This window comes from Streptomyces sp. P9-A4 (genome assembly GCF_036634195.1).
Taxonomy (GTDB): domain Bacteria; phylum Actinomycetota; class Actinomycetes; order Streptomycetales; family Streptomycetaceae; genus Streptomyces.
In genome coordinates this window covers 2,131,222-2,156,828 of the sequence record NZ_JAZIFY010000001.1, presented here as the reverse complement: position 1 = coordinate 2,156,828, position 25,607 = coordinate 2,131,222, and the positions used below count along the sequence as shown (strand labels likewise).

Genomic DNA, 25,607 nt, shown 5'->3' with positions numbered 1-25,607 from the left:
GGGTTCCCGTAGGGGGCCGTCACCCGTTCGCGTGAACGGGGGCGGCCCCTCTTCCATCAGTGGGAGACCTCCGCCATTCTCGTGATTACAGAGAGTGACCAAACGGGGGTTCATCAGCATGTATACGAAAACCGTTCTCGCCGCCGCGACCGTCGCGGCCGTCCTGACCGCGCTGCTCGCGGTGCCCGTGAGCGCCGTGCCCGCCGGGGGGACGGCCCTCGGCGCCTGTGGACCCGGGCGGCTCTGCCTCTGGTCCAAGCCCGACTTCAAGGGCCGCGCCCAGACCCATGAGCTGGCCACGATCGACATCGACAGCTGTGTCGCCCTCCCGGCGGGCACCTCGGCCCAGTCCCTGGCGAACCGTACGGGCCGGCCGGTCACCACGTACCAGTCGGCGGAGTGCGCGGAGACGGGCGAGTTCGAGACCTACCCGGGGCGGGGGACGTGGGTGCCGCAGACGCCCTACGAGGTCAGAGCGTTCAAGCTCTGGGAGCGGTAGGGGCCGGTTCGGCGGCGGGGCCGGAAGCGGGGGTGGATACGGGGACGGGCGCGGCGGCCGGGGTTCCTGGGGCGGCCGGGGCCGGGAGTTCCGGCGCGGGCGACAGCCGGGCCACCTCCGCGCGCAGTTCGCGGACCTCCAGGGTCAGCGCCTCGAGGAGTTCGGTGTGCCGGCGCTCCACCGCGTCGTCCCGGTCGAAGCGGGAGATGAACCAGGCCGCGATGTTGGCGGTGACGACACCGAGCAGCGCGATGCCCGAGAGCATCAGCCCCACCGCCAGGACCCGGCCGAGACCCGTGGTCGGGGCGTGGTCGCCGTAGCCGACCGTGGTCATCGTGGTGAAGGACCACCAGACCGCGTCCCCGAGCGTCTTGATGTTGCCGTTCGGCGCGTCCCGCTCGACGTGCAGCACGGCCAGCGAGCCGAACATCATCAGCCCGACGACCGCGCCCGCCACATAGGTGGTGAGCGTTATCTGCGGGGCCATCCGGGCTCGCCGGCCCACGAGGAGGAGGGTGGAGACGACCCGCAGCAGCCGCAGCGGCTGCACCATCGGCAGCAGGACCGCGAGCAGGTCGACGGGATGGGACCGCACGAAGGCCCAGCGGGCGGGGGCGATGGCGAGGCGGACCAGGTAGTCGAGGGCGAAGGCCGCCCAGACCGTCCACTCGACATGGGTGCACAGCCGGTGCACCCAGGGGTCGGCGCCGGGAGCGACGATCGGCACGGCGTACGCGATGCCGAACGCCACGGCCAGCACAAGGAGCGGCACCTGCGTCCGCTCTTCCCAGCGATCCCTCATGCGGGGAATCGTAGAGAACGCCGAGGGGCGGCAGGACCGGAGTCCCACCGCCCCTCACCAGGCGATCCGTGCTACCGGGGCGCTACGGAAAGGCCCCGGGAGGGCCGGTCCGAGCACTACCGGCCCGGGGCCCGGCCTTCGCCGTCGGTCCGGCTCAGGCGTCGCCGCCCGCCGGGCCCGGGTCGGCGGCCGCCACGTCGAGCAGCTGGTAGCGGTCCACGGCCTGCTTCAGCACCGAGCGCTCCACCTTGCCCTCGCGGGCGAGTTCCGTCAGTACCGCCAGCACGATCGAAGGAGCGTCGATGTGGAAGTAGCGACGGGCCGCGCCCCGCGTGTCCGCGAAGCCGAAGCCGTCCGCGCCGAGCGAGCCGTATGTGCCCGGCACCCAGCGGGAGATCTGGTCCGGCACCGCGCGCATCCAGTCCGAGACCGCCACGAACGGGCCCTGGGAGCCCCGGAGCTTGCGCGTCACGTACGGGACGCGCTGCTCCTCGTCCGGGTGGAGCAGATTGTGCTCCTCGACGGCCACGGCCTCACGCCGCAGCTCGGTCCAGGAGGTCGCGGACCAGACGTCGGCCCTGACGTTCCACTCCTCGGCGAGGATCCGCTGCGCCTCGATCGCCCACGGCACGGCGACACCGGAGGCCATGATCTGCGCCGGGATGGTGCCCGCCTCGGCCGGCTTGAAGCGGTGGATGCCCTGGAGGATGCCCTCCACGTCCACGTCCGCCGGCTCGGCCGGGTGCTGGATCGGCTCGTTGTAGACGGTCAGGTAGTAGAAGACGTCCTCGGCCTCGGAGCCGTACATCCGGCGCAGACCGTCCTTGACGATGTGCGCGATCTCGAAGCCGAACGCCGGGTCGTAGGCGATGCAGGCCGGGTTGGTCGAGGCCAGCAGGTGGGAGTGGCCGTCCGCGTGCTGGAGGCCCTCGCCGGTCAGCGTCGTCCGGCCGGCGGTGGCGCCGAGCACGAAGCCGCGCGCCAGCTGGTCGGCCATCTGCCAGAACTGGTCGCCGGTCCGCTGGAAACCGAACATCGAGTAGAAGACGTACACCGGGATCAGCGGCTCGCCGTGCGTGGCGTACGCCGAACCCGCGGCGATCAGCGAGGCCGTGCAGCCGGCCTCGGAGATGCCGTCGTGCAGCATCTGCCCGGTCGGCGACTCCTTGTAGGCGAGGAGGAGTTCGCGGTCCACCGCCTCGTACTGCTGGCCCAGCGGGTTGTAGATCTTGGCGCTCGGGAAGAAGGCGTCCATGCCGAAGGTGCGGTACTCGTCGGGGGCGATCAGCACGAAGCGCTTGCCGATCTCCTTGTCCCGCATGAGGTCCTTCAGGATGCGGACGAAGGCCATCGTGGTGGCGATGGACTGCTGCCCGGAGCCCTTCTTGGCCGCCGCGTAGGTCGTGTCCCCGGGGAGGACCAGCGGCTTGGACCGCACGACACGGGTCGGGACGTACCCGCCCAGCGCCTCGCGGCGGTCGTGCATGTACTGGATCTCCTCGGAGTTCCGGCCCGGGTGGTAGTACGGCGGCAGGCCGTCCTCCAGCTGCTTGTCCGTGACCGGGATGTGCAGCCGGTCGCGGAAGCGCTTGAGGTCGTCGACCGTCAGCTTCTTCATCTGGTGGGTCGCGTTGCGGCCCTCGAAGTTCGGGCCGAGCGTCCAGCCCTTGACGGTCTGCGCGAGGATCACGGTCGGCTGGCCCGCGTGGGCCTTGGCCGCCGCGTAGGCCGCGTAGATCTTCTTGTGGTCGTGGCCGCCGCGGCCCAGGTGCAGGACCTGCTGGTCCGACATGCCCTCGACCATCGCCCGCAGCCGGTGGTCGCCGCCGAAGAAGTGGTCCCGGATGTAGCCGCCGGTCTCGGTGGCGTACGTCTGGAACTGGCCGTCGGGGGTGGTGTTGAGCTTGTTGACCAGGATGCCGTCGCGGTCCTGCGCCAGCAGCGGGTCCCAGGAGCGGTCCCAGATCAGCTTGATGACGTTCCAGCCGTTGCCCCGGAAGATCGACTCCAGCTCCTGGATGATCTTGCCGTTGCCTCGGACCGGGCCGTCGAGCCGCTGGAGGTTGCAGTTGACCACGAAGGTCAGGTTGTCCAGGCCCTCGCGGGCGGCGATGGACAGCTGGCCGAGCGACTCGACCTCGTCCATCTCGCCGTCGCCGAGGAACGCCCAGACGTGGGACCTGGAGGTGTCCGCGATGCCGCGCGCCTCCATGTACCGGTTCATCCGGGCCTGGTAGATCGCGCCGAGCGGGCCGAGGCCCATCGACACGGTCGGGAACTCCCAGAAGTCCGGCATCAGCCGCGGATGGGGGTACGAGGAGAGGCCGTTCGGGTACCTCGACTTCTCCTGGCGGAAGCCGTCGAGCTGGGCGTCGTTCAGCCTGTCCAGGAGATACGCGCGGGCGTAGATGCCGGGGGAGGCGTGCCCCTGGAAGAAGATCTGGTCGCCGCCGTCGCCCTCGTCCTTGCCGCGGAAGAAGTGGTTGAAGCCGACGTCGTACAGCGAGGCCGAGGAGGCGAAGGTGGCGATGTGACCGCCGACGCCGATGCCCGGACGCTGGGCGCGCGAGACCATCACGGCCGCGTTCCACCGGGTGGCGTTGAGGACCTTGCGCTCGATCTCCTCGTTGCCGGGGAAGAAGGGCTCGTCCCTGGTGGCGATGGTGTTGACGTAATCCGTGCTGCGCATCTCGGGCACGGCCACGCGCTTCTCGCGGGCGCGCTCGATCAGTCGGAGCATGAGGTAGCGGGCCCGCTCACGGCCCCGCTCGTCGACGGCGGCATCGAGGGAGTCGAGCCATTCCTGGGTCTCTTCCGGGTCGAAATCCGGGACCTGGCTGGGAAGGCCGCCAATGATGATCGGGTTGCGATCGGATCCGGGAGCCACGCTCTTCCTTCGCTGTTCGGTGGTACCCACGGGGCCACGGAAGTGGTCGGGATGTTCATCGTGTACCCCGTCGGTGCCAGACGTCACATTTACCGAAAGGTAACCCCCAGGGGTGCCCTCCAGGCGTCCGGGTGTACTCAAATCGCAACCTTACGCCCAACCCGCGCATGCGTTTCGTCCCGGCGTTCGGCAGACTGAAACCTCAGAAGTCCCCGAACCGGGATGAATCGTGTGTGCCTGATCACGGAGTGCGGTCCGTCAGCGCCGGAAGTTGCGGCGAGACGGCCCCAAACGTCACCGTTTCGGCGGTCTCCACGGCCGGGTACTTGCGCGATGCGCCCCGGCACGTGTGGACTACGGCCAGCGCCGCGCGCATACGCGTGGCCCAAAGCATTTACCGAATGAGCAGGAGGCAAGCCGTGAGCGCGACCGCGGACCACGCGGAGGAGCGGACCAACCCGGCCGTCAGGCTGGGGTTCGAGCCCGGACAGGTGGTCCAGGAGATCGGCTACGACGACGACGTCGACCAGGATCTCCGCGAAGGCATCGAGTCCATCATCGGGGCCGAGCTCGTGGACGAGGAATACGACGACGTCGCTGACGCCGTCGTGCTCTGGTTCCGCGACGAGGACGGCGATCTCACCGACGCCCTGGTGGACGCCATCGGTCTTCTGGAGGACGGCGGCACCATCTGGCTGCTGACGCCGAAGACCGGCCGCGACGGCTACATCGAGCCGTCCGACATCAACGATGCCGCGCAGACTGCTGGTCTCTCCCAGACCAAGAGCATCAGCGTCGCCAAGGACTGGACGGGTACCCGCCTGACCGCCCCCAAGCGCTGATCACCACGCTGCGAGAAGCCCCCGTCGGGACGCCGGCGGGGGCTTTCGTGTGCAGGCCGTAGGGTGGGGATCACCGATTCGGCCCAAGGTCAGGGCCCCGGCGAAGGGATGCGTACGCGATGGCGATCGAGGTCGGGGCCGAGGCCCCGGATTTCGAGCTGAAGGACAACCACGGGCGCACCGTGCGGCTCTCCGACTTCCGCGGCGAGAAGAACGTGGTGCTGCTCTTCTACCCCTTTGCCTTCACCGGTGTCTGCACCGGTGAGCTCACCGCGCTGCGCGACAACCTGGCGGAGTTCGTCAACGACGACACCCAGCTGCTGGCCGTCTCCAACGACTCCATCCACACCCTGCGCGTCTTCGGCGACCAGGAGTCCCTGGAGTTCCCGCTGCTCTCCGATTTCTGGAAGCACGGCGAGGCCTCCCGTGCCTACGGTGTGTTCGACGAGGAGAAGGGCTGCGCGGTGCGCGGGACCTTCGTCATCGACAAGGAGGGCGTGGTCCGCTGGACCGTCGTCAACGCCCTGTCGGAGGCCCGCGACCTCGGCGAGTACCTGAAGGCGCTCGACGCCCTCTGAGGCACGCGTCGGGCCGCTCCGGCACCGACACCCTCGGATTCACCGGGCGAATCGACTGTTTCGACCGGGAACCCGTCACTAGGATCCAGTCGTTGATCCGATACCAACGCACGACGGGGGCGCTGCCCCTGGAAACCTATGGAGGGACTCGTGGGAGTCAGCCTCAGCAAGGGCGGCAACGTCTCGCTGACCAAGGAGGCCCCTGGCCTCACCGCCGTGACCGTCGGTCTGGGCTGGGACGTCCGCACCACCACCGGTACGGACTTCGACCTCGACGCCAGCGCGATCCTGGTGAGCGAGGAGGGCAAGGTCCGCAACGACCAGGACTTCGTCTTCTTCAACAACCTGAAGAGCGCCGACGGCTCCGTCGAGCACACCGGTGACAACCTCACCGGCGAGGGCGAGGGCGACGACGAGCAGGTCAAGGTCAGCCTGGCCACCGTGCCGGCCGACGTGGCCAAGATCGTCTTCCCGGTGTCGATCTACGACGCCGAGAACCGCCAGCAGTCCTTCGGCCAGGTGCGCAACGCGTTCATCCGCGTCGTGAACCAGGCCGGCGGCGCCGAGATCGCCCGGTACGACCTCTCCGAGGACGCCTCGACCGAGACCGCCATGGTCTTCGGCGAGCTGTACCGCCACGGTGCGGAGTGGAAGTTCCGTGCCGTCGGCCAGGGCTACGCCTCGGGCCTGCGCGGCATCGCGCAGGACTTCGGCGTCAACGTCTGAGCCGAAACGTTCGAACCGTCCGGCGCCGCACACCCCGTGCGGCGCCGGACGTGCCTCATCACCACCGGGGAGGAACCGAATCATGGGCGTCACGCTCGCCAAGGGAGGCAATGTCTCCCTCTCCAAGGCCGCACCCAACCTCACCCAGGTCCTCGTGGGGCTCGGCTGGGACGCGCGCTCCACCACCGGGGCTCCGTTCGACCTCGACGCCAGCGCGCTGCTGTGCCGGGCCGGACGGGTGCTCGGCGACGAGTACTTCGTCTTCTACAACCAGCTCCGCAGCCCCGAGGGCTCCGTCGAGCACACCGGTGACAACCTCACCGGCGAGGGTGACGGGGACGACGAGTCCCTCGTCGTCGACCTCGGCAAGGTGCCGGCCCACTGCGACAAGATCGTCTTCCCGGTGTCGATCCACGACGCCGACAACCGCGGCCAGAGTTTCGGCCAGGTCAGCAACGCGTTCATTCGTGTCGTGAACCAGCTGGACGGTCAGGAACTCGCCCGTTACGACCTCTCCGAGGACGCCTCGACCGAGACCGCGATGATCTTCGGCGAGCTGTACCGCTACAACGGCGAATGGAAGTTCAGGGCGGTGGGTCAGGGGTACGCGTCCGGGCTCCGGGGCATCGCTCTAGACTTCGGGGTCAACGTTTCGTAAAGCCATGTAATTTCACGATGGGGTAGACAGTGGTTCTGAAAACCTTCGGCTGGTCGTTCGCGATCACTGCGCTCGGCTTGGTCGCAGCGGTGCTCTACGGGGGGTGGGAGGCCTTCGGGATCGTCGCGATCCTCTGTGTCCTCGAGATCTCGCTGTCCTTCGACAACGCGGTGGTCAACGCCGGAATCCTGAAGAAGATGAATGCCTTCTGGCAGAAGATCTTCCTCACGATCGGTGTGCTCATCGCCGTCTTCGGTATGCGGCTCGTCTTCCCCGTCGTGATCGTCGCGATCAGCGCCAAGATCGGCCCGATCGACGCCGTCGACCTGGCCTTCAACAACCCCGACCGCTACCAGGAACTGGTGACCGACGCGCATCCGTCGATCGCCGCGTTCGGTGGCATGTTCCTTCTGATGATCTTCCTCGACTTCATTTTCGAGGACCGTGACATCCAGTGGCTGCGCTGGATCGAGCGCCCGCTCGCCAAGCTCGGCAAGGTCGACATGCTGTCGGTCTGCATCGCCCTCGTCGTCCTGCTGGTCAGCGCGATGACCTTCGCGACCCACGCCCACCAGCACGGCGGCACGCACGTCGACAAGGCGCAGACGGTGCTGATCTCCGGCATCGCCGGCCTCATCACGTACCTCGTCGTCGGCGGTCTCTCCAGCTACTTCGAGAACAAGCTGGAGGAAGAGGAGGAGCGCGAGCACGAGGCCGAGGAAGAGGCCAGGCTCAGCGGCAAGAAGCCTTCCGTCGTCCAGCTGGCCGGCAAGGCCGCCTTCTTCATGTTCCTCTACCTGGAGGTCCTCGACGCCTCCTTCTCGTTCGACGGTGTCATCGGCGCCTTCGCCATCACCAACGACATCGTCCTGATGGCGCTCGGCCTCGGTGTCGGTGCCATGTACGTCCGTTCGCTGACGGTCTACCTGGTCCGCCAGGGCACCCTCGACGACTACGTCTACCTGGAGCACGGCGCCCACTACGCCATCGGCGCCCTGGCCGTCCTGCTCCTGGTCACCATCCAGTACGAGATCCCCGAGGTCATCACGGGCGGTCTCGGCGTCGCGCTCATCGGCTGGTCCTTCTGGTCCTCCGTCCGCCGCAACAAGCGGCTGGCGGCGGCCGAGGGAGGTTCCGGTTCGTCGGAGGAGAAGACCGAGGTGCCGTCCGGGGTGTGACACCCCCGGCGACGAGGAACGCTTCACTGCGGGGCGGCCGTATCACCCGGCCGCCCCGCAGGCATGTGCGCGGGAGATCACGAGCAGTGGGGGGTGAAGGCGGCATGGCCTTCTGGGACAACCTTTTTCCGGGGAGGGCGGCGCATTTCGACTCGGGCAGCGCCGCGTCGAACTCGATCGACCTGACGAGACGGCACCCGACCGTCTCGCTGACCAAGCAGGGAGCGGCCACCGGCAACCTCCGGGTGAACCTGTCCTGGCGGATGCGGACCTCCGACCTGGAAGGGCGCTCGCGCCAGAGCGGGCGGCTGCTCCGCAACCCCTCCCAGCTCTTCAAGCCCGAGGTCGTCCAGGCGCACACCCAGGGCATGGTCAACGTCGACCTGGACCTGGGCTGCCTCTATGAGCTCAAGGACGGCAGCAAGGGCGTGGTGCAGCCGCTGGGCGGCTTCTTCGGCGACCTGAACGGCGCCCCGTACGTGAAGCTCAGCGGGGACGACCGCTTCGGCGGCTCGTCCGGCGAGACGATCTTCGTCAATCTGGACCACAAGGACGAGATCAAGCGCCTGCTGTTCTTCGCGTACATCTACGACCAGACGCCGGCCTTCGACCGTACGCACGCCAAGATCACGCTCTATCCGAGCAACGGTCCCCGGATCGAGATCGAGCTCGACGAGCGCGCCCCGCAGGCACGCTCCTGCGCGGTCTTCACCGTGGAGAACACCAAGGGCGAGCTGACGGTCCGCCGCGAGGTGCGCTTCGTGTACGGCTTCCAGGCCGAGCTGGACCGGCTGTACGGCTGGGGACTCCAGTGGGGGCGCGGCTACAAGACCAAGGCGTAGTCCTTGCCCGCCGCCTCAGGACCGGGCGAACTGGGGACCCATGGGCGGCATCCGGAACTCCGGTGCCGGGTGCTGCTCGGGCGCGGCGCCGACCGGCTGCGGATAGCCGTACGCGGGGGCCGGGACGTTCGCCGGCGGCTGGGGGTAGCCGTAGGCCGGGGCCCGGTCGGGGACCGGCGGCGGCATCGTCGGCTGCGGGGGTACGGGGCCGTGGGCGACGGTCAGGTCCAGATCGGGCGCGCCGGGGGCGTGAACGGCCGCCACGGCCTCCTGGGCGGCACCCGAGGGCTCCCGGGCGCCCGGGAGCTCGGGGAAGCCGCCAGGAGCGTCGGGGAAGCCGCCCTGGGGCGTGGCGGCGTCGCTCCGCGCGTCCTGGACGTCCAGGGCCTCCTGCGCCTCCTCGTCGACCGAGATGCCGAAGTCGGTCGCGAGGCCGATCAGGCCGGTCGGGTAGCCCTGTCCGACCGCGCGGAACTTCCAGGTGTCCCCGCGCCGGTACAGCTCGCCGCAGATCACCGCCGTCTCCTCGCCGGTCTCCGCCGTCACGGCGAACAGGGCCAGCGGCTCGCGCTCGGGGCCGGGCGTCGCGTCGTACAGCAGGATCCGCAGGTCCGAGACGGACCGGAAGGTGCCGCCGTCGGAGGAGGCCGCGATCACCACCCGGTCGACCGAGACGTCCAGACCGCCGAGATCGGCCTCCACGGTGTCCGTCAAGCCCCCGGAGTCCCGCTTCTTGGGCAGCCGCCGCACCAGGCCCGAGGGGTGGCGCGGCTGGTTGTAGAAGACGAAGTCCTCGTCGGACCGCACGCGGCCGGCGGGCCCGAGCAGCAGGGCCGACGCATCGACGTCGGGGACCCCGGGGCCCGGGGTCCAGCGGAGCACGGCCCGTACGGCCGCGGTGTCGAGAGGGACGTTGGAGCCCTTCAGCATCGCGTGCGTCATGACGGCAATCCTGCCCTCCCGGCGGGCCCGCGGACAACGCGGGGGCGCCACCGACCTGGGGAGAGGGGGTGACGGATGCTGACGAGTTACCTGAATTTCACGCTCGCGGGGAACTACGGACACCCGCACCTACGTACTATTACCGGCCACATGTCGTCAGGTCGAGAAAGGTAGACGGGGGACTTATATGCGTCATTTCGGGCACATCCCGTCCACGACACGGGCAGGATTGTTCCACCGCGAGCCGGCCGTCTTCACCGCCGACTCGCCCGCGCGCACGCTCGCCGTGGCGCTGGGAGCCACGCTCTACAGCCCGGCCACCCGGCCGCGGCTCGCCGACGACGTGCGCAAGCAGGCGGCCCGCGGAGTGGTCTCCATGGTGCTCTGCCTGGAGGACTCCATCAGCGACGGCGAGGTGGAGGCCGGCGAGGTCAACCTCGTCCGCCAGTTCGCCGACCTCGCCGCGGGCACCGTGACGGACGGCGACACCGTCACGGACGTGCCCCTGCTGTTCATCCGGGTCCGCGAACCGCGCCAGATCACCGACCTCGTCGACCGCCTCGGCGACACGGTCCGGCTGCTGTCCGGATTCGTACTGCCCAAATTCACCGAGAACCGCGGCCGCGCCTTCCTCGAAGCGCTCACCCAGGCCGAGCGGAACTGCGGACGGCGCCTCTTCGCCATGCCCGTCCTGGAGTCCCCCGAGCTCCTCCACCTGGAGACCCGGGCCGAGACCCTCGCCGGCATCGCCTCGATCACCGACAAGTACCGCGACCGCGTCCTCGCCCTGCGTCTCGGGGTCACCGACTTCTGCTCCGCCTACGGGCTGCGCCGCTCGCCCGACATGACCGCCTACGACGTCAAGATCGTCGCGAACGTCATCGCCGACGTCGTCAACGTCCTCGGCCGCTCCGACGGCACCGGCTTCACCGTCACCGGACCCGTCTGGGAGTACTTCCGTCCCGGCGAGCGCATGTTCAAGCCGCAGCTCCGCCGCAGCCCCTTCCTGGAGGGCCGCGCCGAGGACCTCCGTACCGCGCTCATCCAGCACGACCTCGACGGCCTGCTCCGAGAGATCGAACTCGACCGCGCCAACGGCCTGCTCGGCAAGACCTGCATCCACCCCACCCATGTGGTGCCGGTGCACGCCCTCTCCGTGGTCAGCCACGAGGAGTGGAGCGACGCCCAGGACATCCTGCGGCCGGAACAGGGCGGCGGCGGAGTCCTCCGCTCCGCCTACACGAACAAGATGAACGAAGTGAAGCCGCATCGCGCGTGGGCCGAGCGCACCCTGCTGCGCGCCGAGGTCTTCGGCGTCGCCAACGAGGACGTCGGCTTCGTGGATCTGCTCACCGCCGGCCTCGCCGGCTGACGAAGGGACGTCGACGACGTGGTGTGGACCGGAACGTGGGTCGCGGAGCGACTGGGCGTCGAACTGATCGGCGACGAGGAGCTACCGGCCCTGTTGGGCCTCGCACTGCGCCGCAACCCCAAGCGCGCGCACCTGCTCGTCTCCAGCGTGCTCGGCAAGCACGTGCCGCAGCGCCCCTCCGTCGTGTACGGCTCCGGCCTCGGCCTCGGCCGGCGCGTCCGCGAACTCCTCGGCGAGGAGGAGGCCGCGCGCTCCGTCGTCCTCGGGTACGCCGAGACCGCCACGGCCCTCGGCCACGCCGTCGCCGACGGGCTCGGCCTCGCCCCGTACCTCCACTCCACCCGGCGGCCGGTGGCCGGAGTGGCCCGCGCGGGCGGCTTCGAGGAGTCCCACTCGCACGCCACCTCGCACCTGCTGCTGCCCGAGGACACCGAGCTGCTCGCGGGCGACGGGCCGCTGGTCCTCGTCGACGACGAGTTCTCCACCGGCAACACCGTCCTCAACACCGTCCGGACCCTCCACGAGCGCTACCCGCGCAAGCGGTACGTCGTGGTGGCCCTCGTCGACATGCGCTCCGCCGCCGACCTCGGCCGCCTGGACGCCTTCGCCGAGGAGATCGGCGCCCGCGTCGACCTGGTGGCCGGCGCCGCCGGAACCGTACGCCTCCCGGAAGGGGTCCTGGAGAAGGGCCAGGCGCTGGTGGCCGAGCACGAGACACCCACCCCCGCCCCCCTCCGCCCGGCGTCCCGCCCGGCCCCCGTGCGGATCGCGCTCGACTGGCCCGAGGGGGTCCCCGACGGCGGCAGGCACGGCTTCACACCGGAGCACCGCACCCGCCTGGAGCAGGCCCTGCCGGCCCTGGCACGCAGGATCGGCGAGCAGCTGGGCGCCCCGTCGGCCGCCGCGGAGGAGCCCGGCGCTCCCGCCTCGCCGTCCGCCGGGGAGCCGCGAGAGCCGCGAGAGCTGCCCGCCGGGGAGCCGCGAGAGCCGTCCGCCGGGGAGCATCGAGAGCCCGCCGGGGCCCGACCCGGCACCCCCGCCCCGCCGCCCGCCGCGCCCCGCGTCCTCGTCCTCGGCTTCGAGGAGCTGATGTACGCGCCGCTGCGCCTCGGCACCGCCCTGGAGGACGCCGGCCACGACGTCAGCTACTCCACCACCACCCGCTCGCCCGTCCTCGCCGTCGACGACCCCGGATACGCGATACGCACCCGGCTCGTCTTCCCCGCCCACGACGACCCCGCCGGCGGACCCGGCGAGCGGTACGCGTACAACGTGGCCGGCGCGGGCTTCGACGCGGTCGTCGCCGTCGTCGACTCCACCGCCGACACCCCGGCCCTGCACGCCCCCGACGGCCTGCTCGCCCAGCTGTCCGCGCACGTCCCGCGCGTCCTCCTGGCCGTCGTCCCCTCGCACACACCCGCACCCACGCCTACGCACGGGCCCACAGCCGCGCCCATGCCCACGCACACGCCCACGGCCTCGCCGTACCCCTCGTACGACGACAGGCCCCCGGTCACCGAAGCTCCCGAAAGGAGCTCCATGCTGCCCGAGCCCCTCCGCGGCCCCGCCTTCTCCTCCTACGCCCCCGAGGAGGTCGGCTGGCTGCTCCAGGACCTCTCGGACGTCGAGCTGGAGGCGCCCACCGAGGAACGCGAGGAAGCCATCCAGAGCGGCGGCGCCCACTACGCCGAGTCGCTGCCCGTCGAGTACCAGCCCAGCCCCCGCTACCAGGAGTTGTTCCACAGCGCCCTGGAGACCTCGGCCGCCCGTATCGCCCGCGCCGTCGGCACCGTCACCGAGACGGTCCTCGCCGAGCTCCCCCTTCGCCGTGGACGGCGCGGGAGGGACCCCCAGGGCCGCCGCCCGGTGCTCGTCTCCCTCGCCCGCGCCGGCACCCCCGTCGGCGTCCTCATGCGCCGCTGGGCGCAGGCCCGCCACGGCCTCGACCTGCCGCACTACGCCGTCTCCATCGTGCGCGGCCGGGGCATCGACGCCAACGCGCTGCGCTGGCTCGCCGCCCACCACGACCCGGCCGACGTCGTGTTCGTCGACGGCTGGACCGGCAAGGGCGCCATCACCCGCGAACTCGCCGAGGCGATAAGGGAGTTCGAAGCGGCCGAGGGCGTCACGGGCTTCGACCCGGAGATCGCGGTCCTCGCCGACCCCGGCTCCTGCGTCCGCACCTACGGCACCCGCGAGGACTTCCTCATCCCGTCCGCCTGCCTCAACTCCACGGTGTCCGGCCTGATATCGCGTACGGTCCTCCGCGCCGACCTCGTCGGACCGGACGACTTCCACGGCGGCAAGTTCTACCGCGAACTGGCCGGAGCCGACGTCTCCAACGACTTCCTCGACGCCGTCGCCGCCCGCTTCGACGAGGTCGCCGGCTCCGTCGACGGGGACGTCAAGGAACTCCTCGCCGCCGACCGCACCCCCACCTGGGAGGGCTGGGCGGCCGTCGAGCGGATCAGCGAGGAGTACGGCATCCACGACGTCAACCTGGTCAAGCCGGGCGTCGGCGAGACCACCCGCGTCCTGCTCCGCCGCGTCCCCTGGAAGATCCTCGCCAAGCGGGGCGCGGGCGCCGACCTCGCGCACGTCCGGCTGCTCGCCGAGCAGCGCGGCGTACCGGTCGAGGAGGTCGACGAACTCCCGTACAGCTGCGTCGGTCTGATCCACCCTCAGTACACCAGGGGCGCGACAGGCGCCGACGGCAAGGCGGTGGTGTCCCAGTGAGTACGACCCCGGTGGGTACGACGAAGGATCCGGCCTCCGTACTGGTCGCCAGCGACCTCGACCGCACCCTCATCTACTCCTCCGCGGCCCTCGCCCTCGGCATGCCCGACGCGCAGGCACCCCGGCTGCTCTGCGTAGAGGTCCACGAGTCCAAGCCGCTCTCCTACATGACCGAGGACGCGGCCGACCTCCTCGCGAGACTGACCGGCGAAGCCGTCTTCGTGCCCACCACGACCCGGACGCGCAAGCAGTACCAGCGCATCCAACTCCCCGGCGCCGCACCGAAGTACGCGATCTGCGCCAACGGCGGACACATCCTCGTCGACGGCGTCTCCGACCCCGAGTGGCACGCCTCCGTGGTGCGCCGGCTCGCGGAGGAGTGCGCGCCGCTCTCCGAGATCCGCGCCTACCTCACCGCGACCACGGACCTGTCCTGGGTGCGCAAGCACCGAGTCGCCGAGGACCTCTTCGCGTACCTCGTCGTCGAGCGCGAGCGGCTCCCCGAGGACTGGCTGGGCCGCTTCGGCGCCTGGGCGGGGGAGCGCGGCTGGACGGTCTCGCTCCAGGGCCGCAAGGTGTACGCGGTCCCGAAGCCGCTCACCAAGAGCGCGGCGGTCCGCGAGGTCGCCCGCCGCACCGGGGCCACGCTCACGCTGGCCGCCGGCGACTCCCTCCTCGACGCCGACCTGCTGCTCGCCGCGGACCGGGCCTGGCGGCCGGGCCACGGCGAACTGGCCGACAGCGACTGGACCGCCCCCCACCTGGACGTCCTGGTGGAACGCGGGGTCGCGGCGGGCGAGGAGATCCTGCGCCGCTTCCGGGCGGCGGCCGCCGTCTAGAGGACGGTCAGGCGTACGGCGGCCTCAGCCGCAGCAGCCCCCGCCGCAGCAACCGCCGCCCCCGCCGCCGCCACTCGGCGCGGGGCCGGCGGTGGAGCTGCCGCCGACGGCCACGGCCGAGAGCAGCTTCACGGTGTCGTCGTGCCCGGCGGGGCAGGAGGCGGGGTCGGAGGACTCGGCCATGGGACGGCTGAGCTCGAAGGTGTCGCCGCAGGTCCGGCAGCGGAATTCGTAACGAGGCATGGGGACAGGCTAGAGCCTTCGGCTCGGGGTGTTCCGCTCACGGCCGTCCGCGTGCGGCTTCCTGCCCGCAGCCCCCGCTTTCGGCTCCCGGCTCCCGGATCAGTGCCCGGCGCCCCGCTCCTCCCGGATCTGCCCGACGACGTGCGCGGCCGAGGCCCGTACGCCCTCCAGTTCGGTGAGGAAGTGCCAGTAGTCGGGGTGCCGCCCCTCCAGCGTGCCGACCGCGCGGTCGAGCCGGGCGACAGCCTCGTCGAGAGGCCGGGCGTGGCGGGGGTCGGGGGTGCTCCGGCCGGCCATGGCGAGCCGCTGGGCGTCGCGCACGGCGAACCGGGTCCGGTCGATCTCGGCCTTCGGGTCCTTGGCGACGGCGTCGAGACGGCGCAGCCGGTCCCCGGCGGCGGAGACGGCCTCGTCGGTGGAGTCCAGCAGGGCGCGGACGGTGGAGAGGAGCGAGGTGGTGTCGGGCCAGCGCTGCTCGGCCCGTGCCCTTCCGGCCTCGGCGAGCCGCTCCTCGGCCTGGTGGAGCGAGGTGGCTGCCTGCTCGGGCACGTGCTGGAGGTCTTGCCAGCAGGGCGCGGTGAAGCGTCGGCGCAGCTCGGAGAGGACGGGTTCGACGCCGCCTGTGCGGGTGGTGAGCGCTTCGGTGCGGGTGCGGAGGGAGACGAGCCGCCGGTCGATCTCGGCGGCCCGCTCGGGCAGCCGCTCGGCCTCGGCGCGTACGGCCTCGGCGTCCCGGAGCACCCGGTCGGCGCGCTGGAGCGTCTCGGGTAGGCCGTGCCGCCCGGCGCCCTCGTTGAGCCGGGTCAGCTCGGGGCCGAGGGCGGCGAGCCGGGCGGCGAGGTCGTCGGCGCGCAGCCCGCTCTCGCGTACGGAGTCGAGGGCGCCGGACGCGCCGCGCAGGGCCTGCCGGGCGCGTTCGACGGCGGGGGCGAGGCGGGCGAGCTGGGTCTCGGCACGCCCGAGCAGCGGCGCGAGCCCCTCCTCGTACCGGTCGAGGTCGGCCTTCGCGCGGTTCAGTTCGTCCTTGGCGCGGGTCAGTTCGGCGCGGGCGCGGGAGGCGGTCGCGGCGTCGAGCTCGGCGTGGTCGAGGTCGTGGGCGTCGACGGCGTCGATGTAGAGGTGACTGACCTCGTCGATACGGCGGCCGAGGGCCTCGAAGCCCTCGACGGCGCGGCGGGCCTCGGGGGAGCTGTCGACGGCGGTGATGGTCTCGATGGAGATGCGCAGCCCGCGCTGGGCGGTGTCGAGCTCGTAGAAGGCCGCGGCGGCGGCGTCCTTGGCGGCCTGGGCCTCGGCCCGCTGGCTCTCGCCGCGCCCGCCGAACCAGCGGCGGGTGCCGCCGCCGGCGAAGGCGTGCGGCATGAGGGCGCCGACGAGGAGGGGCAGGGCGAGGGCGAGCCGGAGGCCGGAGGGCGCCTGCCGCGGCCCACCGTCGGTTCGGGTGTCTGCCCGGCCGGGCGTGTCACGACGTCGAACGCCGCCCGCCCCCCTCGCGTCGCTCGCCGCCACGTACCTCTCCCGTGCTGTGTCCGCCGTGCCCGGTCCGATTCATTCTCCCACCAGCTAAGGACGAACACACGGGCCGGTCAGTTCGCGGTGAGGACGGACACGTCACCGTTGTCGCTGCGGGCGCTCACGGAGTGGCCGCTGCCGTCGCGGCGGGGGACGTCGATGCGGACGTCACCGTTGTCGCTGGCGCCGGTCACCTCGTAGTCGGCGGTGGGGAGGGAGAGGGTGATGTCGCCGTTGTCGGTGAAGAGGTCGACGCGACGGGGTACGGCGCCGAGGGCGATGCGGACGTTGCCGTTGTCGGAGCGGGCGACGACCTCGGGGGCGGTGGCGCCGGAGTCGACGACGACGTCGCCGTTGTCGGTGAACAGGTCGAGGGGGCCGGCGGGCTTGCGGACCCGTACGTCGCCGTTGTCGGACCGTACCTTCAGGGGTGTGGTGAAGCCCTCGGCGGTGACGCCTCCGTTGTCGTCCTGGACGGTGACGGCGGCCTTGCGGGGCACCTGGATACGGTGGACGGCGTCGCAGTTGGAGGTGACCCCGGTGCACCCCACGCGCAGGGTGAGCCGCCCGTCGGTGAGCGTCCAGGTGGGCTCGGGCCCGGAGCCCATGAACGCCCACCCGTCGACCTGCCGCTCGACCCGCACCTCGTCGATGTCGGCGGGCGTGATCACCAGCTCGGAGTCGTCGGAGTCGATGGTGAGCGCCGCGCCGTCGAAGGCGAACGACTTCCGCTCCACGGGCGCGGCGTCGGCATCGGCGGAACCGCACCCGGCGAGCACGAGGGAGGAGAGCAGCACCCCTCCGGAGACGAGCAGCACACGGAACGGACGACCTGCGACAGCCATGACGATGAACCCCCACCGAGAAACGCGGACAGTAGGACGACGCTATGCCCCCGCCACCCCGCGTCACGATCCGGCGACCCACCGTCCCGAGGGTGGGGCTACCCCCCGGCCAGGGGTATCGGATTGCGGCACCCACCCATGCGCCATGTACGCTGTTGTCCCTCCCACGGGTGCGTAGCTCAGGGGTAGAGCGCTGCTCTTACAAAGCAGATGTCGGCGGTTCGAAACCGTCCGCGCCCACCAGCAGGTAGCACGACAAAGGCCCAGGTCACCGGTACTGAACCGGGAGCCTGGGCCTTGTTCGTTCTTTGGGCGGGAAGGCGGGGGAGGGGCGCCGTGCCAGTTACGTGCCAGAAGCGTCGCCGGACTCGCCCGGCCGGACTTTTTTGATCTGCTCGTCGACGTGAGCGGCGATGGCGTGGTCACGCCCGTTCACCAGGTGCTGATAGATCAGCGCGGCCCGCACCGACGAATGCCCCATCCGTTGCATCAGCTCACGCGTCGTGGCGCCGCCAGTCGCGGCGAGGGTGTTCCCAGTGTGGCGCAGATCGTGGAAGTGGACGTCGCGGAGGCCGGTGTCCTTCAGGGCCCGCAGCCACAGTCGCCGGAAGTTGTTCCGACGCAGCTGCCCGCCGCGGGCTCCGGTGAAGACCAGCCCGGTGCGACCCGGCTCGGCGTAGACGGCGAGATGAGTGGCCAGGCTCTCCGCCAGGGAGGCCGGGAAGGCGACGGTCCGCACACCGGCCGCGCTCTTGGGCGTCTTGACCAGGATGCCGTCGGTGCGGGTCTCCGCCAGCGAACGTCGTACGGCGACGGTTCGCCGGTCGAGGTCGACGTCATGGCGCTGAAGCGCGGCGAGCTCCCCGAAGCGGAGGCCGGTGAAGGCCGCCAGCAGGATGAACATCCGGAAGCGCGCCGGCACGGCATCGGCGAGCTGGAAGACCTCGGCGACGTCGAGGAACGGCCGCTCAGCCGTCTTGGCCGCTCCGGCGCCCTTGATGCGGCAGGGGTTGCGCTGGATCAGCTCGTCGTCGACCGCAGTGTTCATGATGGCGCGGAGGATCTGGTACGCCTTGGCGACCGTCGGCTCACCGACACCCGACTCCAGGAGGCCGGCACGCCAGCGGCGTATCTGAGGTGTGGTGATCTCACTCAGGACCACGTCCGCGAAGGTCGGCAGGATGTGGAGGCGCAGCGCGCTGCCGTTGCGTTCGCGGGTGGTCGCTGCGTAGTCGCGTTCCTTGAACCAGGCGTCGGCATAGACGCCGAAGAGAACTTTGTCGTCAGGGTTCTTCCATTTGCCGTCGATGATCTCCGCTTCCTTGCGGACGAGCCACCGATCGGCATCGGTCTGCGAGGCGAAGGTCTCGGGAGCCGATCGGGTGATCCCGTCGGGCCCCTGATAGCGGGCCTGGAACCGTCCTGACGGCAGCTTGCGCACTGCACCGAAGCGCCGCCGCTTCCCCTTGCTGTTCGCCATCAGGCCACCGCCGCGAATCGGCGACGAGTGGTGATCGGCTGGACGGTGTGGGTGACGACGAATTCCTCCAAGGCCCGCTCAGGGATGCGGACATGCCGCCCCACCTTGACGAAGACGATCCGGCGCTCGGCGATGAGCCGACGCGGAAACCTCTCGGTGGTGCCGAGGAGTTCGGCGGCCTGGCCCACGGTCAGCAGTCGGTCGGTCATGCGCTTGCTCCCTCCAGGGCGAGTTGGTCGCGCAGGGCTTCGCGGGCGGTCTCACGGTTGAGCGCGATGTCCCTGGCGATGGAGGCGGCGAGGGCGGCCTCGCCGGGGGTGTGGCCCTGGCCGGCGTAGGACCAAGAGGTGAGGACGAAGACGGTGTCCGGCTCGATGTCGTCGAGGCCGCGGGCGGTGCGTTCCTGGGCGGCGCGGTAGTCGGCGCGGGTCTGGCGGAGTTCGCTCAGGGTGGTCGAGTACTGCCGGGACTTGGTGGAGAAGTGGCCCCGGAAGCCGAGCATGTGGGCCCAGGCGAGGAGGCGGCGGTCGGGGTAGAGCGGGTCGAGGTCGAAGCAGGCTTCGACGAGGCGGCGGGTGTGGTCGGGTACGCCGAGGAGGACCAGGGCCTCACGGTTGCCGATGCGGCGGTCGAGGCTGCCGGTGGTCTCGGCGGCCTTGGTGGCGTACTTGGCGATGTAGGAGGCGACGGCCTGTTCGGTGATGTCGGAGCCGTCGCCGAACGCCTTCACGGGCCGGATGTCGAGCTGGGTGCCCCAGCGGAGGCGGCGGGTGGGGTGGTCACCGGCGGCGGGGACGGTGACGGTCGTGTACGCGTGGGTGGCGGCGGCGCGGATGGCGTCGGTGAGGTGTTCGGTGGTTTACCAGGACGGCGGGGGCGAGTCGGGGCCGTCCACGCCGTCGATGCGGACGACGGCGTGGAAGTGGACGGCGCCCCGCTTCTGGAACTCGGCGACCTTCCCGTACGAGATCCGGGCGACCTCCTTCAGCTCCCTCTGCGAGAGGCCAGCCGTGGCGGCGATCTCCCGGCGGAGTCGATTCGTGAACCTCTGCCAGAGCTGCCCGGCGTGGTTGTTGAAGAGGACGGCGGCGGCGTAGTCGTACGAGTCGGGGTCCAGCGGCGTGCCGAGGGCGGCGTCGTCCTCGGCGTGGCGAACGCCGCAGCGACAGGGCCGGGGGTCGGGACGGTTGTGGACCGGTCCGAAGGATGGGGCGGTGAGGGTGAGGAAGACGCGAGGGTGTTCGCGGACGGTGGCGGGGATGTCCCGGGCGCTGTCTCCGGCGAGGCCGGCGCGGATGAGGTGGTACGTGTCGCCCGCGTACGTCCACGCGCAGGCGGGGCAGCGGGAGGCCCGGCGGTTGCCGCAGGCGATCCGGAGCCGTGCGCCCGGTTCGGTGTCGGTGGAGTACCGGTGGAGGGTCTCCCCGGTGCTCTTGTCCCTGGTGAGGGTCCAGCCCTGGAGGTGGATGGGGTGGGAACAGCCGCCGGTGCGGTGGATCTGCTCCTTCCAGCGGTCGAAGCCGGGGGACCCGGCCACCCGAAGCATGTCGCCCAGGGTGGCGGTATCGAACCCCGCCGACGAGGCGGCTGGGACGGTCATCATGGAGTGCTTCCTTCTGGTTCTGCGAGCTGGGCAGGAGCGGGGCTTCCGGGCGGCGGAGACTTGGCGGTTGAGCCGCCCGGAGCCCGACTAGCGGCGCCGCTGCTGTCCGTTGAGGAGTGAGCGCAGGACGACGGCGCACACGGCGACCGAGGCGGCGCTGATAGCGACGGCGAGGAGCATGGAGACCAGGACCGTGCCGACGACGAGGACGGCTCCGACGCCTCCGGCGACGACGACAGCCAGGCTGGCCGGGGTGAGGCGCACGGCGGAGAAGCGTGCCGGGACCGGAGCAGGGGCCGGGGCGTGGTGGTGGTTGCAGGCCACCGCGTCGGCGGTGTGATGGGGCGCGATGTCGGCGGTGGCGGTCGGCTGGACGAGCGGGGTGACGATGCCGGCCGGAAGTGGGTTGACCGGGATGCGCGGCTGGAACATGACGGTTCTCCCTACTTGTTGATCGTGCTGTCGATGAGCGGTGCGAGGACGCTGTCGGCGAGGAGGAAGCCGCCGAGGAGGATCACGGCGACGAGCCACCAGGGCGGGCGGATGAGCTTGATGCCGAGGCCGCCGACGACGACCAGGGCGAGCCAGAGCGGGACGTCCATGACGGGTCTCCTTCGAGGTCAGCGGGGCTGGCAGCGGTGGGTGCGGGCGGCGAGCTGGGCGGCCGAGGAGCTGGAGTACTCGGCGGACCAGCCGCAGCCGTCGGACGTGCACACCGCGGCGTACTTGGTGCGGCCGTGGCGATCGCGGCGGGTACCGATCTGCACTGGGCCGATCCGCATCACGGAGTGGAAGTGGTCGCGAGGGGCCATGAGGGTCTCTCTTCAGACGAGCTGGGCGGCGATGGCGTTGGCCATCAGGGGCGGGACGCCGAGGCGAGCGCGCAGGGTGTCGGCGTCGATCGGGTAGCCGGTGCGGGCGCGGTAGTCGTCGGCGACCTTCCGGGCGTGAGCGACGAGCGCCGGTGGTGCGGCCACGGGGGCGGGTTCGGGCTCAGGTGCGGGTTCCGGGACCGGCTCCGGCTCCGGAGAGGGGAGGGCCGGGGCGGCGGCGATCTCAGGCTTCGGCTCGACCACGTCATCCCGCTCGATGACCGCTTCCACGGCCGAGGGGTGCCCAGTGTCCGTGTCGGGTTCGGCAGGCTTGGTGACCGCCGGATGTCCAGGGGAGTGGACAAGAAGGGTCCCGCCGAGGAACGCGAGGGCAGGCCAGCCCGCGACGAGGATGCGCAGCCAGGCGGGGACGTGGCCGAGGTCGAGGAGCCCGGCGGTGGCGACGTTCGCACCGAGCGACGCGGCCAGGGCGACCATGAACCACGTCCAGGCCGAGCGGGCAGGCTCACCGGCGGCCCGCGAGGTCCGCAGCCGATGCCAGGCGGCGACGAGTAGGAGATCGACGGAGATCGGGTAGGCCCAAGCCTTCCAACCGGACTGTCCGGCAGCCGCAGCCAGGTCGTGAAGGTGAGCGAAGGACAGGGCGCCGGCGATCACGGCTTGTACGAGGACGGCGTCCGGTCGGCGGATGGGACGCATCGGGGGTCCTCCTTCCGGTTTCGGCATGGGCGGGGTAGGGACCTGGCGTGAAGCGGTCACGCCGCCGTGGAGCGAGGGGATTCAGGCGATCGCGGGAGCCGCAACGGTCGAGGGCGCCGCGGCTTTGCCCAGAGGCGACAGGACGGGCCGGAAGGCGTCCAACGCGGGGATCTCGGGCGTGCGGTGAGCGTGGGAGTTCGCGATGTTCACGGCTCGCCGGAGCGTGAGGTGGGGAGTACGGATGCGGACCCACCCACCGGAGGAGTCGCCGACGACGGCGGTGCCGGGCCGGTCGGTGCGGATCTGGACCGTGGCGAGGACGGCGTCCGGGGCGATGTCGCCGAAGGCCATGTTGGCGGAGGTCTCGTCGTTGACGCGGTGAGCGGTGCGGCCGGTGAGCTGGGCGCGGAGCATGGTGATGCCCTTACCGAGCTCGGAGCCGAAGCGCTGCCCGCAGATCTCCAGGTAGATGCCGGCGGCGCGGCCGAGCTGGGCGAGCCGGACGAGGGAGGTGATGATCCGATCCCGCCGCTTCTCCTCGTCCTTCGTAGCGAAGAGGGCGAGTTCGGCGACCTCATCGACCAGGAGCACGATCGGCGTCGGTCGCAGGTGATCGGGCAGGTCCCAGATGTCGGCGGTGATTTCCACATCCGGCAGGTCTGCACTCAATCTCTGCTCACGTCGGATCAGTTGGTAGACGTCCTCCATGTGCTCGACGAGGGCGTCGAGGAGGTTAGCGGCGGCATCAGGGTTGTCGGCCAGGGCGGTGAACCGTCGGGCGAGCGGGGCGAGTTCGACTCCCTGCTTGCAGTCGATCCCGACGAGGGCGACATCCAGCGTGGCGAGCGCAGCGACGAGGTTGCGCTGATAGACGGACTTCCCGGACTGGGTGGCACCGACGTTCAGGGCGTGCGGGGTCTGGCGGTAGTCGCGGTAGTACACCTCCCCGTCCTCCCGCATGGCGACCGGAACCCGCATCACCCCACCACGGGCCGCCGCGGGCATCTGAACCCGTTTGAGGACGTCGTACCCGGTCATCCGCAGCTCGACGACACCCGAGCGGATCTCCCGGGCGGTGACGTTCTGCATGACGAACGAGTGCCGGAGCCGGTCCGAGGCAGCGGAGAAATCGAACGCGTCCTGACCGGGGCGGAGCTTCACCCGCAGTACGAGCCCGGTACGCGTCGGCCGCAGCCGCAGGATCCGGGGCGCCCGCGAATCGGGGATGGGCCGGCCGGTCATCCGAGCCAGTGCCAGGCGCCAGCGCGAGGGCGGGACGGTCAGCCCACACGCGTCCATGACCGACGCGTACCGGGCGAGGATCCGCACCACCGCGAAGACGACACCAAAACTCATCCAGTACCAGGCCGGACGCTGCCACCGCAGCAGCAGCGCGACCGTGGCGACCAGCGCGAGCGTGACCGTTAAGGCGGTCATGGGTCAGTTGACCTTCGCGGCGGCGAGCGAAGTGACGGCGACGGCGCGGAAGCTGATGCCGTGGCGCTTCTGGCCGTTGAACTCGTTCTCCCACGGTCGGGCGACGACGCCGGTCAGGGCGACCGGGGTGCCCATGGACAGCTCCTCGGAGATGCCCGTCTCGGGCACGGTCAGGTTGAGGATCTCGGCGTTGCCGTCCATGACGAACATGACGTCGACGGTCATCAGCGTCGTACCGGTCTCACGGTCGGTGGCGATCTCACCGGTCTGACGGTTCGCGATCTTCGGGGCCGGGGGCTGGGCCACCATCACCATCGCGGCGGAGGTATCGACGGGGATCTGACGCACAGTGGATCACTCCTCTATAGAGGCTGGACTCATCCACTCCTATATAGGAGTGACATGAAGAAGAGTGCCTCACTCCTGTATATGAGTCAACCCGCCACGGGCAGAAACCGCAGCGGGTTGAAGGGAGTTGAGTGCGCGTCAGTCGGTCGCGGGGATCCGGTACTGGAAGACGAACTGGTCAGCGGCCATGAGGGTGTCGCAGACCTCCACGACCCGCCCCTTCTTCGTCACGGCATCGCGCAGCAGGTGCACCACAGGAGCCCCAGGGCTGAGAGCGAGCTCCGACGCCTCCGCCTTCGCGGCCGGCCGAGCCTGAAGGGTCTCCACGAACTCAGCGAAGGCGTGGCCGTGGTCTTCGAGCCGGGCGTAGATGCCGCCGGGGCCGGGGTTCTCGGCAAACAGCTCAGGGATGTCCTTCACGACATCCCACGGCAGGTACGACGAGGCGGTCTCGACAGGAGTCCCGTTCCGGAAGTACAGCCGCCGCCGCGCAAATACCTGCGTCCCCACCTCGACACCAAGCCGCTCGGCGATGTCCGCCGGCGCCTCCATGGGCCCGATGTAGAGGACGCTGACCTTGGCCGTGGCGCCGGACTGCTCGGACTCGGCGAGGTAGGCAGCCTTGCCGCCCCGCCGGTGAGAAGCGCGGAACCGGTCCGAAGACCGAAGCCGTACGGGAGGCCGGTCCTTCACAATGGAGCCCTTGCCATGCCGGGTCTCGACGAGCCCACTGGCCCGTACCTCCACCATGGCTTTACGGATGGTCCCGCCGGCGACCCCGTACCGCTCGACGAGCTCGGACTCACTGGGCACCATGTCACCGGCCTTCAATACGCCGGACCGGATCTGCTGAATGATCTCGTCGGCGATCTGCACGTACCGAGGCACAGCCCTGCCAGCTCCTGCTGGAGTTCCCACAGTCCTACCCACTCTCATATGCTCCTGTACATGAGTAGTGGGAGCGCGGGAACAAAGTCAACGCCGCTGCATTCCGTGTCCGTAGCCGGAGCGGTAGTGCGGGAAGACGGCCGCCTCCTGGCGATCCGCCGAGCGGACAACGGCACATGGGAGCTCCCGGGCGGAGTCCTCGAACTCACCGAGGCACCTGAAGCGGGCGTCGCCCGCGAGGTCCTGGAGGAGACGGGCATCCACGTCGGGGTGGACGAGCTGACGGGCGTGTACAAGAACACGACCCGCGGCATCGTCGCCCTAGTCTTCCGCTGCAAACCCTCTGGCGGCACCGAGCAAACGTCAGACGAGTCCACTGCGGTCGACTGGCTGACGCCGGCCGAGGTCGAAGAGCGCATGGCCGAGGTCTACGCGATCCGCCTCCTGGACGCCCTGGACGAAAACGGCCCGCACGTACGGAGCCATGACGGCCACCGACTGATCTCGTGGCAGTGACCATGCAGCAGGCATGGCGGATGTCCCGCGAGGAAGCGATCCCCCTTGTTGAGCGGCTCATGGGCGCAGAGGCATCTGAGGACGAGTCCTCCGAGATCCTGGCCACTCTCGAACGAGGCTTGGCCTGCCCGCACATCAGCGACTACATCTTCTGGGGCCCCGACCCCGAGCTGACGCCCGAGAAGGTTGTCGACAGGGCCATGGCCTACAAGCCGATCGCCCTCTGAGGGCAGCGCGGTAAGACTTTCTCTACTTCATCAAGGCACCCGCCGCGCAAGGCGCGGCGCGCGCGGCCCGTCGCC

The 25,607-nt window shown here is 70.5% G+C and carries 27 protein-coding genes, 1 tRNA gene and 1 pseudogene; 13 read left to right on the top strand and 16 right to left on the bottom strand.

The features are described 5' to 3' along the window. Positions 1-118 precede the first annotated feature (118 nt). The gene (locus V4Y03_RS09740; RefSeq protein ID WP_317873951.1) at positions 119-499 is read left to right on the top strand and encodes a peptidase inhibitor family I36 protein; all 381 of its coding nucleotides are present in this window, start codon (positions 119-121) and stop codon (positions 497-499) included. Here the strand turns inward: V4Y03_RS09740 and V4Y03_RS09735 are convergent. Together V4Y03_RS09735 and aceE are read right to left on the bottom strand one after the other, a co-directional pair. Further along, on the bottom strand, positions 480-1,301 hold the full coding sequence (locus V4Y03_RS09735; RefSeq protein WP_332434661.1) for a potassium channel family protein: 822 nt from the start codon (positions 1,299-1,301) through the stop codon (positions 480-482). The genes V4Y03_RS09740 and V4Y03_RS09735 overlap by 20 nt on opposite strands. 154 nt (positions 1,302-1,455) lie before the next feature. After that, on the bottom strand, positions 1,456-4,188 hold the full coding sequence (gene aceE / locus V4Y03_RS09730) for a pyruvate dehydrogenase (acetyl-transferring), homodimeric type (protein WP_332434660.1): 2,733 nt from the start codon (positions 4,186-4,188) through the stop codon (positions 1,456-1,458). Between the two features lie 419 nt (positions 4,189-4,607). Between aceE and V4Y03_RS09725 the strand changes: the two genes are divergently transcribed. The 6 genes from V4Y03_RS09725 (at position 4,608) to V4Y03_RS09700 (ending at position 9,012) form a co-directional block, all read left to right on the top strand. After that, positions 4,608-5,030, top strand: coding sequence for a DUF3052 domain-containing protein (locus tag V4Y03_RS09725; RefSeq protein WP_056559438.1), 423 nt, complete (start codon positions 4,608-4,610; stop codon positions 5,028-5,030). A gap of 119 nt (positions 5,031-5,149) precedes the next feature. Beyond that, entirely contained in the window at positions 5,150-5,608 is a 459-nt protein-coding gene (locus V4Y03_RS09720) for a peroxiredoxin (RefSeq protein ID WP_332434659.1), read from the top strand. 150 nt (positions 5,609-5,758) lie between these two features. Beyond that, positions 5,759-6,334: a TerD family protein gene (locus tag V4Y03_RS09715; RefSeq protein ID WP_026058190.1), complete on the top strand. Its 576-nt coding sequence runs from the start codon at positions 5,759-5,761 to the stop codon at positions 6,332-6,334. Positions 6,335-6,416: 82 nt separating this feature from the next. Then, complete coding sequence (locus V4Y03_RS09710; RefSeq protein WP_317873955.1) at positions 6,417-6,992, top strand: TerD family protein; 576 nt, start codon at positions 6,417-6,419, stop codon at positions 6,990-6,992. A 29-nt stretch (positions 6,993-7,021) separates the two neighbouring features. Continuing rightward, entirely contained in the window at positions 7,022-8,170 is a 1,149-nt protein-coding gene (locus V4Y03_RS09705; RefSeq protein WP_317873956.1) for a DUF475 domain-containing protein, read from the top strand. A gap of 104 nt (positions 8,171-8,274) precedes the next feature. Then, positions 8,275-9,012 (top strand): TerD family protein, encoded by a 738-nt coding sequence (locus V4Y03_RS09700; protein WP_317873957.1) that lies wholly within the window; start codon positions 8,275-8,277, stop codon positions 9,010-9,012. Between the two features lie 15 nt (positions 9,013-9,027). On the opposite strand, the gene V4Y03_RS09695 is transcribed toward V4Y03_RS09700, so the two are convergent. Next, positions 9,028-9,954, bottom strand: a complete 927-nt coding sequence (locus V4Y03_RS09695; RefSeq protein WP_332434658.1) for a TerD family protein — start codon at positions 9,952-9,954, stop codon at positions 9,028-9,030. A 187-nt stretch (positions 9,955-10,141) separates the two neighbouring features. Between V4Y03_RS09695 and V4Y03_RS09690 the strand changes: the two genes are divergently transcribed. From V4Y03_RS09690 to V4Y03_RS09680, 3 genes are read left to right on the top strand one after another with little or no spacing between them, the layout of a single operon-like run. Beyond that, positions 10,142-11,326: an HpcH/HpaI aldolase/citrate lyase family protein gene (locus V4Y03_RS09690; RefSeq protein ID WP_332434657.1), complete on the top strand. Its 1,185-nt coding sequence runs from the start codon at positions 10,142-10,144 to the stop codon at positions 11,324-11,326. A gap of 18 nt (positions 11,327-11,344) precedes the next feature. Next, complete coding sequence (locus V4Y03_RS09685; protein WP_443079765.1) at positions 11,345-14,062, top strand: phosphoribosyltransferase domain-containing protein; 2,718 nt, start codon at positions 11,345-11,347, stop codon at positions 14,060-14,062. Next, positions 14,059-14,901 (top strand): HAD family hydrolase, encoded by an 843-nt coding sequence (locus tag V4Y03_RS09680; protein WP_332434656.1) that lies wholly within the window; start codon positions 14,059-14,061, stop codon positions 14,899-14,901. Before V4Y03_RS09685 ends, V4Y03_RS09680 begins: the two co-directional genes overlap by 4 nt. Positions 14,902-14,925: 24 nt before the next feature. Here the strand turns inward: V4Y03_RS09680 and V4Y03_RS09675 are convergent, their stop codons facing one another. From V4Y03_RS09675 to V4Y03_RS09665, 3 genes are all read right to left on the bottom strand, one after another. Further along, on the bottom strand, positions 14,926-15,144 hold the full coding sequence (locus tag V4Y03_RS09675) for an FmdB family zinc ribbon protein (protein ID WP_332434655.1): 219 nt from the start codon (positions 15,142-15,144) through the stop codon (positions 14,926-14,928). Between the two features lie 99 nt (positions 15,145-15,243). Continuing rightward, entirely contained in the window at positions 15,244-16,653 is a 1,410-nt protein-coding gene (locus V4Y03_RS09670; RefSeq protein ID WP_332434654.1) for a hypothetical protein, read from the bottom strand. 77 nt (positions 16,654-16,730) lie between these two features. Then, entirely contained in the window at positions 16,731-17,501 is a 771-nt protein-coding gene (locus V4Y03_RS09665) for a DUF4097 family beta strand repeat-containing protein (RefSeq protein WP_332434653.1), read from the bottom strand. Positions 17,502-17,669: 168 nt separating this feature from the next. Between V4Y03_RS09665 and V4Y03_RS09660 the strand changes: the two genes are divergently transcribed. Next, positions 17,670-17,744, top strand: a tRNA-Val gene (locus V4Y03_RS09660). A 100-nt stretch (positions 17,745-17,844) separates the two neighbouring features. Here V4Y03_RS09660 and V4Y03_RS09655 read toward each other — a convergent pair. The 10 genes and pseudogenes from V4Y03_RS09655 to V4Y03_RS09610 form a co-directional block, all read right to left on the bottom strand. Continuing rightward, positions 17,845-18,981 (bottom strand): tyrosine-type recombinase/integrase, encoded by a 1,137-nt coding sequence (locus tag V4Y03_RS09655; RefSeq protein WP_332434652.1) that lies wholly within the window; start codon positions 18,979-18,981, stop codon positions 17,845-17,847. Continuing rightward, the gene (locus V4Y03_RS09650; protein ID WP_332434651.1) at positions 18,981-19,190 is read right to left on the bottom strand and encodes an excisionase family DNA-binding protein; all 210 of its coding nucleotides are present in this window, start codon (positions 19,188-19,190) and stop codon (positions 18,981-18,983) included. Before V4Y03_RS09650 ends, V4Y03_RS09655 begins: the two co-directional genes overlap by 1 nt. Next, positions 19,187-20,584: pseudogene (gene repSA / locus V4Y03_RS09645) on the bottom strand (replication initiator protein RepSA). The gene V4Y03_RS09650 and the pseudogene repSA overlap by 4 nt, the downstream one beginning before the upstream one ends. An 87-nt stretch (positions 20,585-20,671) precedes the next feature. Further along, positions 20,672-21,016, bottom strand: coding sequence for a SpdD-like protein (locus V4Y03_RS09640; protein ID WP_332434650.1), 345 nt, complete (start codon positions 21,014-21,016; stop codon positions 20,672-20,674). A gap of 11 nt (positions 21,017-21,027) precedes the next feature. Beyond that, on the bottom strand, positions 21,028-21,186 hold the full coding sequence (locus V4Y03_RS09635) for a hypothetical protein (protein WP_332434649.1): 159 nt from the start codon (positions 21,184-21,186) through the stop codon (positions 21,028-21,030). Between the two features lie 18 nt (positions 21,187-21,204). Beyond that, complete coding sequence (locus tag V4Y03_RS09630; RefSeq protein WP_332434648.1) at positions 21,205-21,396, bottom strand: mobile element transfer protein; 192 nt, start codon at positions 21,394-21,396, stop codon at positions 21,205-21,207. 12 nt (positions 21,397-21,408) lie between these two features. Next, the gene (locus tag V4Y03_RS09625) at positions 21,409-22,116 is read right to left on the bottom strand and encodes a DUF2637 domain-containing protein (RefSeq protein WP_332434647.1); all 708 of its coding nucleotides are present in this window, start codon (positions 22,114-22,116) and stop codon (positions 21,409-21,411) included. 81 nt (positions 22,117-22,197) lie between these two features. Then, complete coding sequence (locus V4Y03_RS09620; RefSeq protein ID WP_332434646.1) at positions 22,198-23,553, bottom strand: FtsK/SpoIIIE domain-containing protein; 1,356 nt, start codon at positions 23,551-23,553, stop codon at positions 22,198-22,200. Positions 23,554-23,556: 3 nt separating this feature from the next. Further along, positions 23,557-23,901, bottom strand: coding sequence for an SCO3933 family regulatory protein (locus tag V4Y03_RS09615; protein ID WP_332434645.1), 345 nt, complete (start codon positions 23,899-23,901; stop codon positions 23,557-23,559). A 138-nt stretch (positions 23,902-24,039) separates the two neighbouring features. After that, positions 24,040-24,837 (bottom strand): GntR family transcriptional regulator, encoded by a 798-nt coding sequence (locus tag V4Y03_RS09610; RefSeq protein WP_332434644.1) that lies wholly within the window; start codon positions 24,835-24,837, stop codon positions 24,040-24,042. On the opposite strand from V4Y03_RS09610, the gene V4Y03_RS09605 reads away from it, so the two are divergent. Continuing rightward, positions 24,838-25,305, top strand: a complete 468-nt coding sequence (locus V4Y03_RS09605) for an NUDIX hydrolase (protein ID WP_332434643.1) — start codon at positions 24,838-24,840, stop codon at positions 25,303-25,305. It abuts the gene before it with no gap. Further along, entirely contained in the window at positions 25,296-25,532 is a 237-nt protein-coding gene (locus tag V4Y03_RS09600) for an e9imm peptide (RefSeq protein ID WP_332434642.1), read from the top strand. Before V4Y03_RS09605 ends, V4Y03_RS09600 begins: the two co-directional genes overlap by 10 nt. The last annotated feature ends 75 nt before the right edge of the window (positions 25,533-25,607 follow it).

Bases quoted from the DNA above. Each gene is read 5' to 3' on its own strand.
- V4Y03_RS09675 (WP_332434655.1), bottom strand. From the start codon at position 15,144: ATGCCTCGTTACGAATTCCGCTGCCGGACCTGCGGCGACACCTTCGAG.
- V4Y03_RS09640 (WP_332434650.1), bottom strand. From the start codon at position 21,016: ATGTTCCAGCCGCGCATCCCGGTCAACCCACTTCCGGCCGGCATCGTC.
- V4Y03_RS09665 (WP_332434653.1), bottom strand. From the start codon at position 17,501: ATGGCTGTCGCAGGTCGTCCGTTCCGTGTGCTGCTCGTCTCCGGAGGG.
- V4Y03_RS09735 (WP_332434661.1), bottom strand. From the start codon at position 1,301: ATGAGGGATCGCTGGGAAGAGCGGACGCAGGTGCCGCTCCTTGTGCTG.
- V4Y03_RS09605 (WP_332434643.1), top strand. From the start codon at position 24,838: ATGCTCCTGTACATGAGTAGTGGGAGCGCGGGAACAAAGTCAACGCCG.
- V4Y03_RS09655 (WP_332434652.1), bottom strand. From the start codon at position 18,981: ATGGCGAACAGCAAGGGGAAGCGGCGGCGCTTCGGTGCAGTGCGCAAG.
- V4Y03_RS09630 (WP_332434648.1), bottom strand. From the start codon at position 21,396: ATGGCCCCTCGCGACCACTTCCACTCCGTGATGCGGATCGGCCCAGTG.
- V4Y03_RS09690 (WP_332434657.1), top strand. From the start codon at position 10,142: ATGCGTCATTTCGGGCACATCCCGTCCACGACACGGGCAGGATTGTTC.
- V4Y03_RS09700 (WP_317873957.1), top strand. From the start codon at position 8,275: ATGGCCTTCTGGGACAACCTTTTTCCGGGGAGGGCGGCGCATTTCGAC.
- V4Y03_RS09650 (WP_332434651.1), bottom strand. From the start codon at position 19,190: ATGACCGACCGACTGCTGACCGTGGGCCAGGCCGCCGAACTCCTCGGC.
- V4Y03_RS09620 (WP_332434646.1), bottom strand. From the start codon at position 23,553: ATGACCGCCTTAACGGTCACGCTCGCGCTGGTCGCCACGGTCGCGCTG.
- V4Y03_RS09740 (WP_317873951.1), top strand. From the start codon at position 119: ATGTATACGAAAACCGTTCTCGCCGCCGCGACCGTCGCGGCCGTCCTG.
- V4Y03_RS09720 (WP_332434659.1), top strand. From the start codon at position 5,150: ATGGCGATCGAGGTCGGGGCCGAGGCCCCGGATTTCGAGCTGAAGGAC.
- V4Y03_RS09610 (WP_332434644.1), bottom strand. From the start codon at position 24,837: ATGAGAGTGGGTAGGACTGTGGGAACTCCAGCAGGAGCTGGCAGGGCT.
- V4Y03_RS09625 (WP_332434647.1), bottom strand. From the start codon at position 22,116: ATGCGTCCCATCCGCCGACCGGACGCCGTCCTCGTACAAGCCGTGATC.
- V4Y03_RS09695 (WP_332434658.1), bottom strand. From the start codon at position 9,954: ATGACGCACGCGATGCTGAAGGGCTCCAACGTCCCTCTCGACACCGCG.
- V4Y03_RS09635 (WP_332434649.1), bottom strand. From the start codon at position 21,186: ATGGACGTCCCGCTCTGGCTCGCCCTGGTCGTCGTCGGCGGCCTCGGC.
- V4Y03_RS09710 (WP_317873955.1), top strand. From the start codon at position 6,417: ATGGGCGTCACGCTCGCCAAGGGAGGCAATGTCTCCCTCTCCAAGGCC.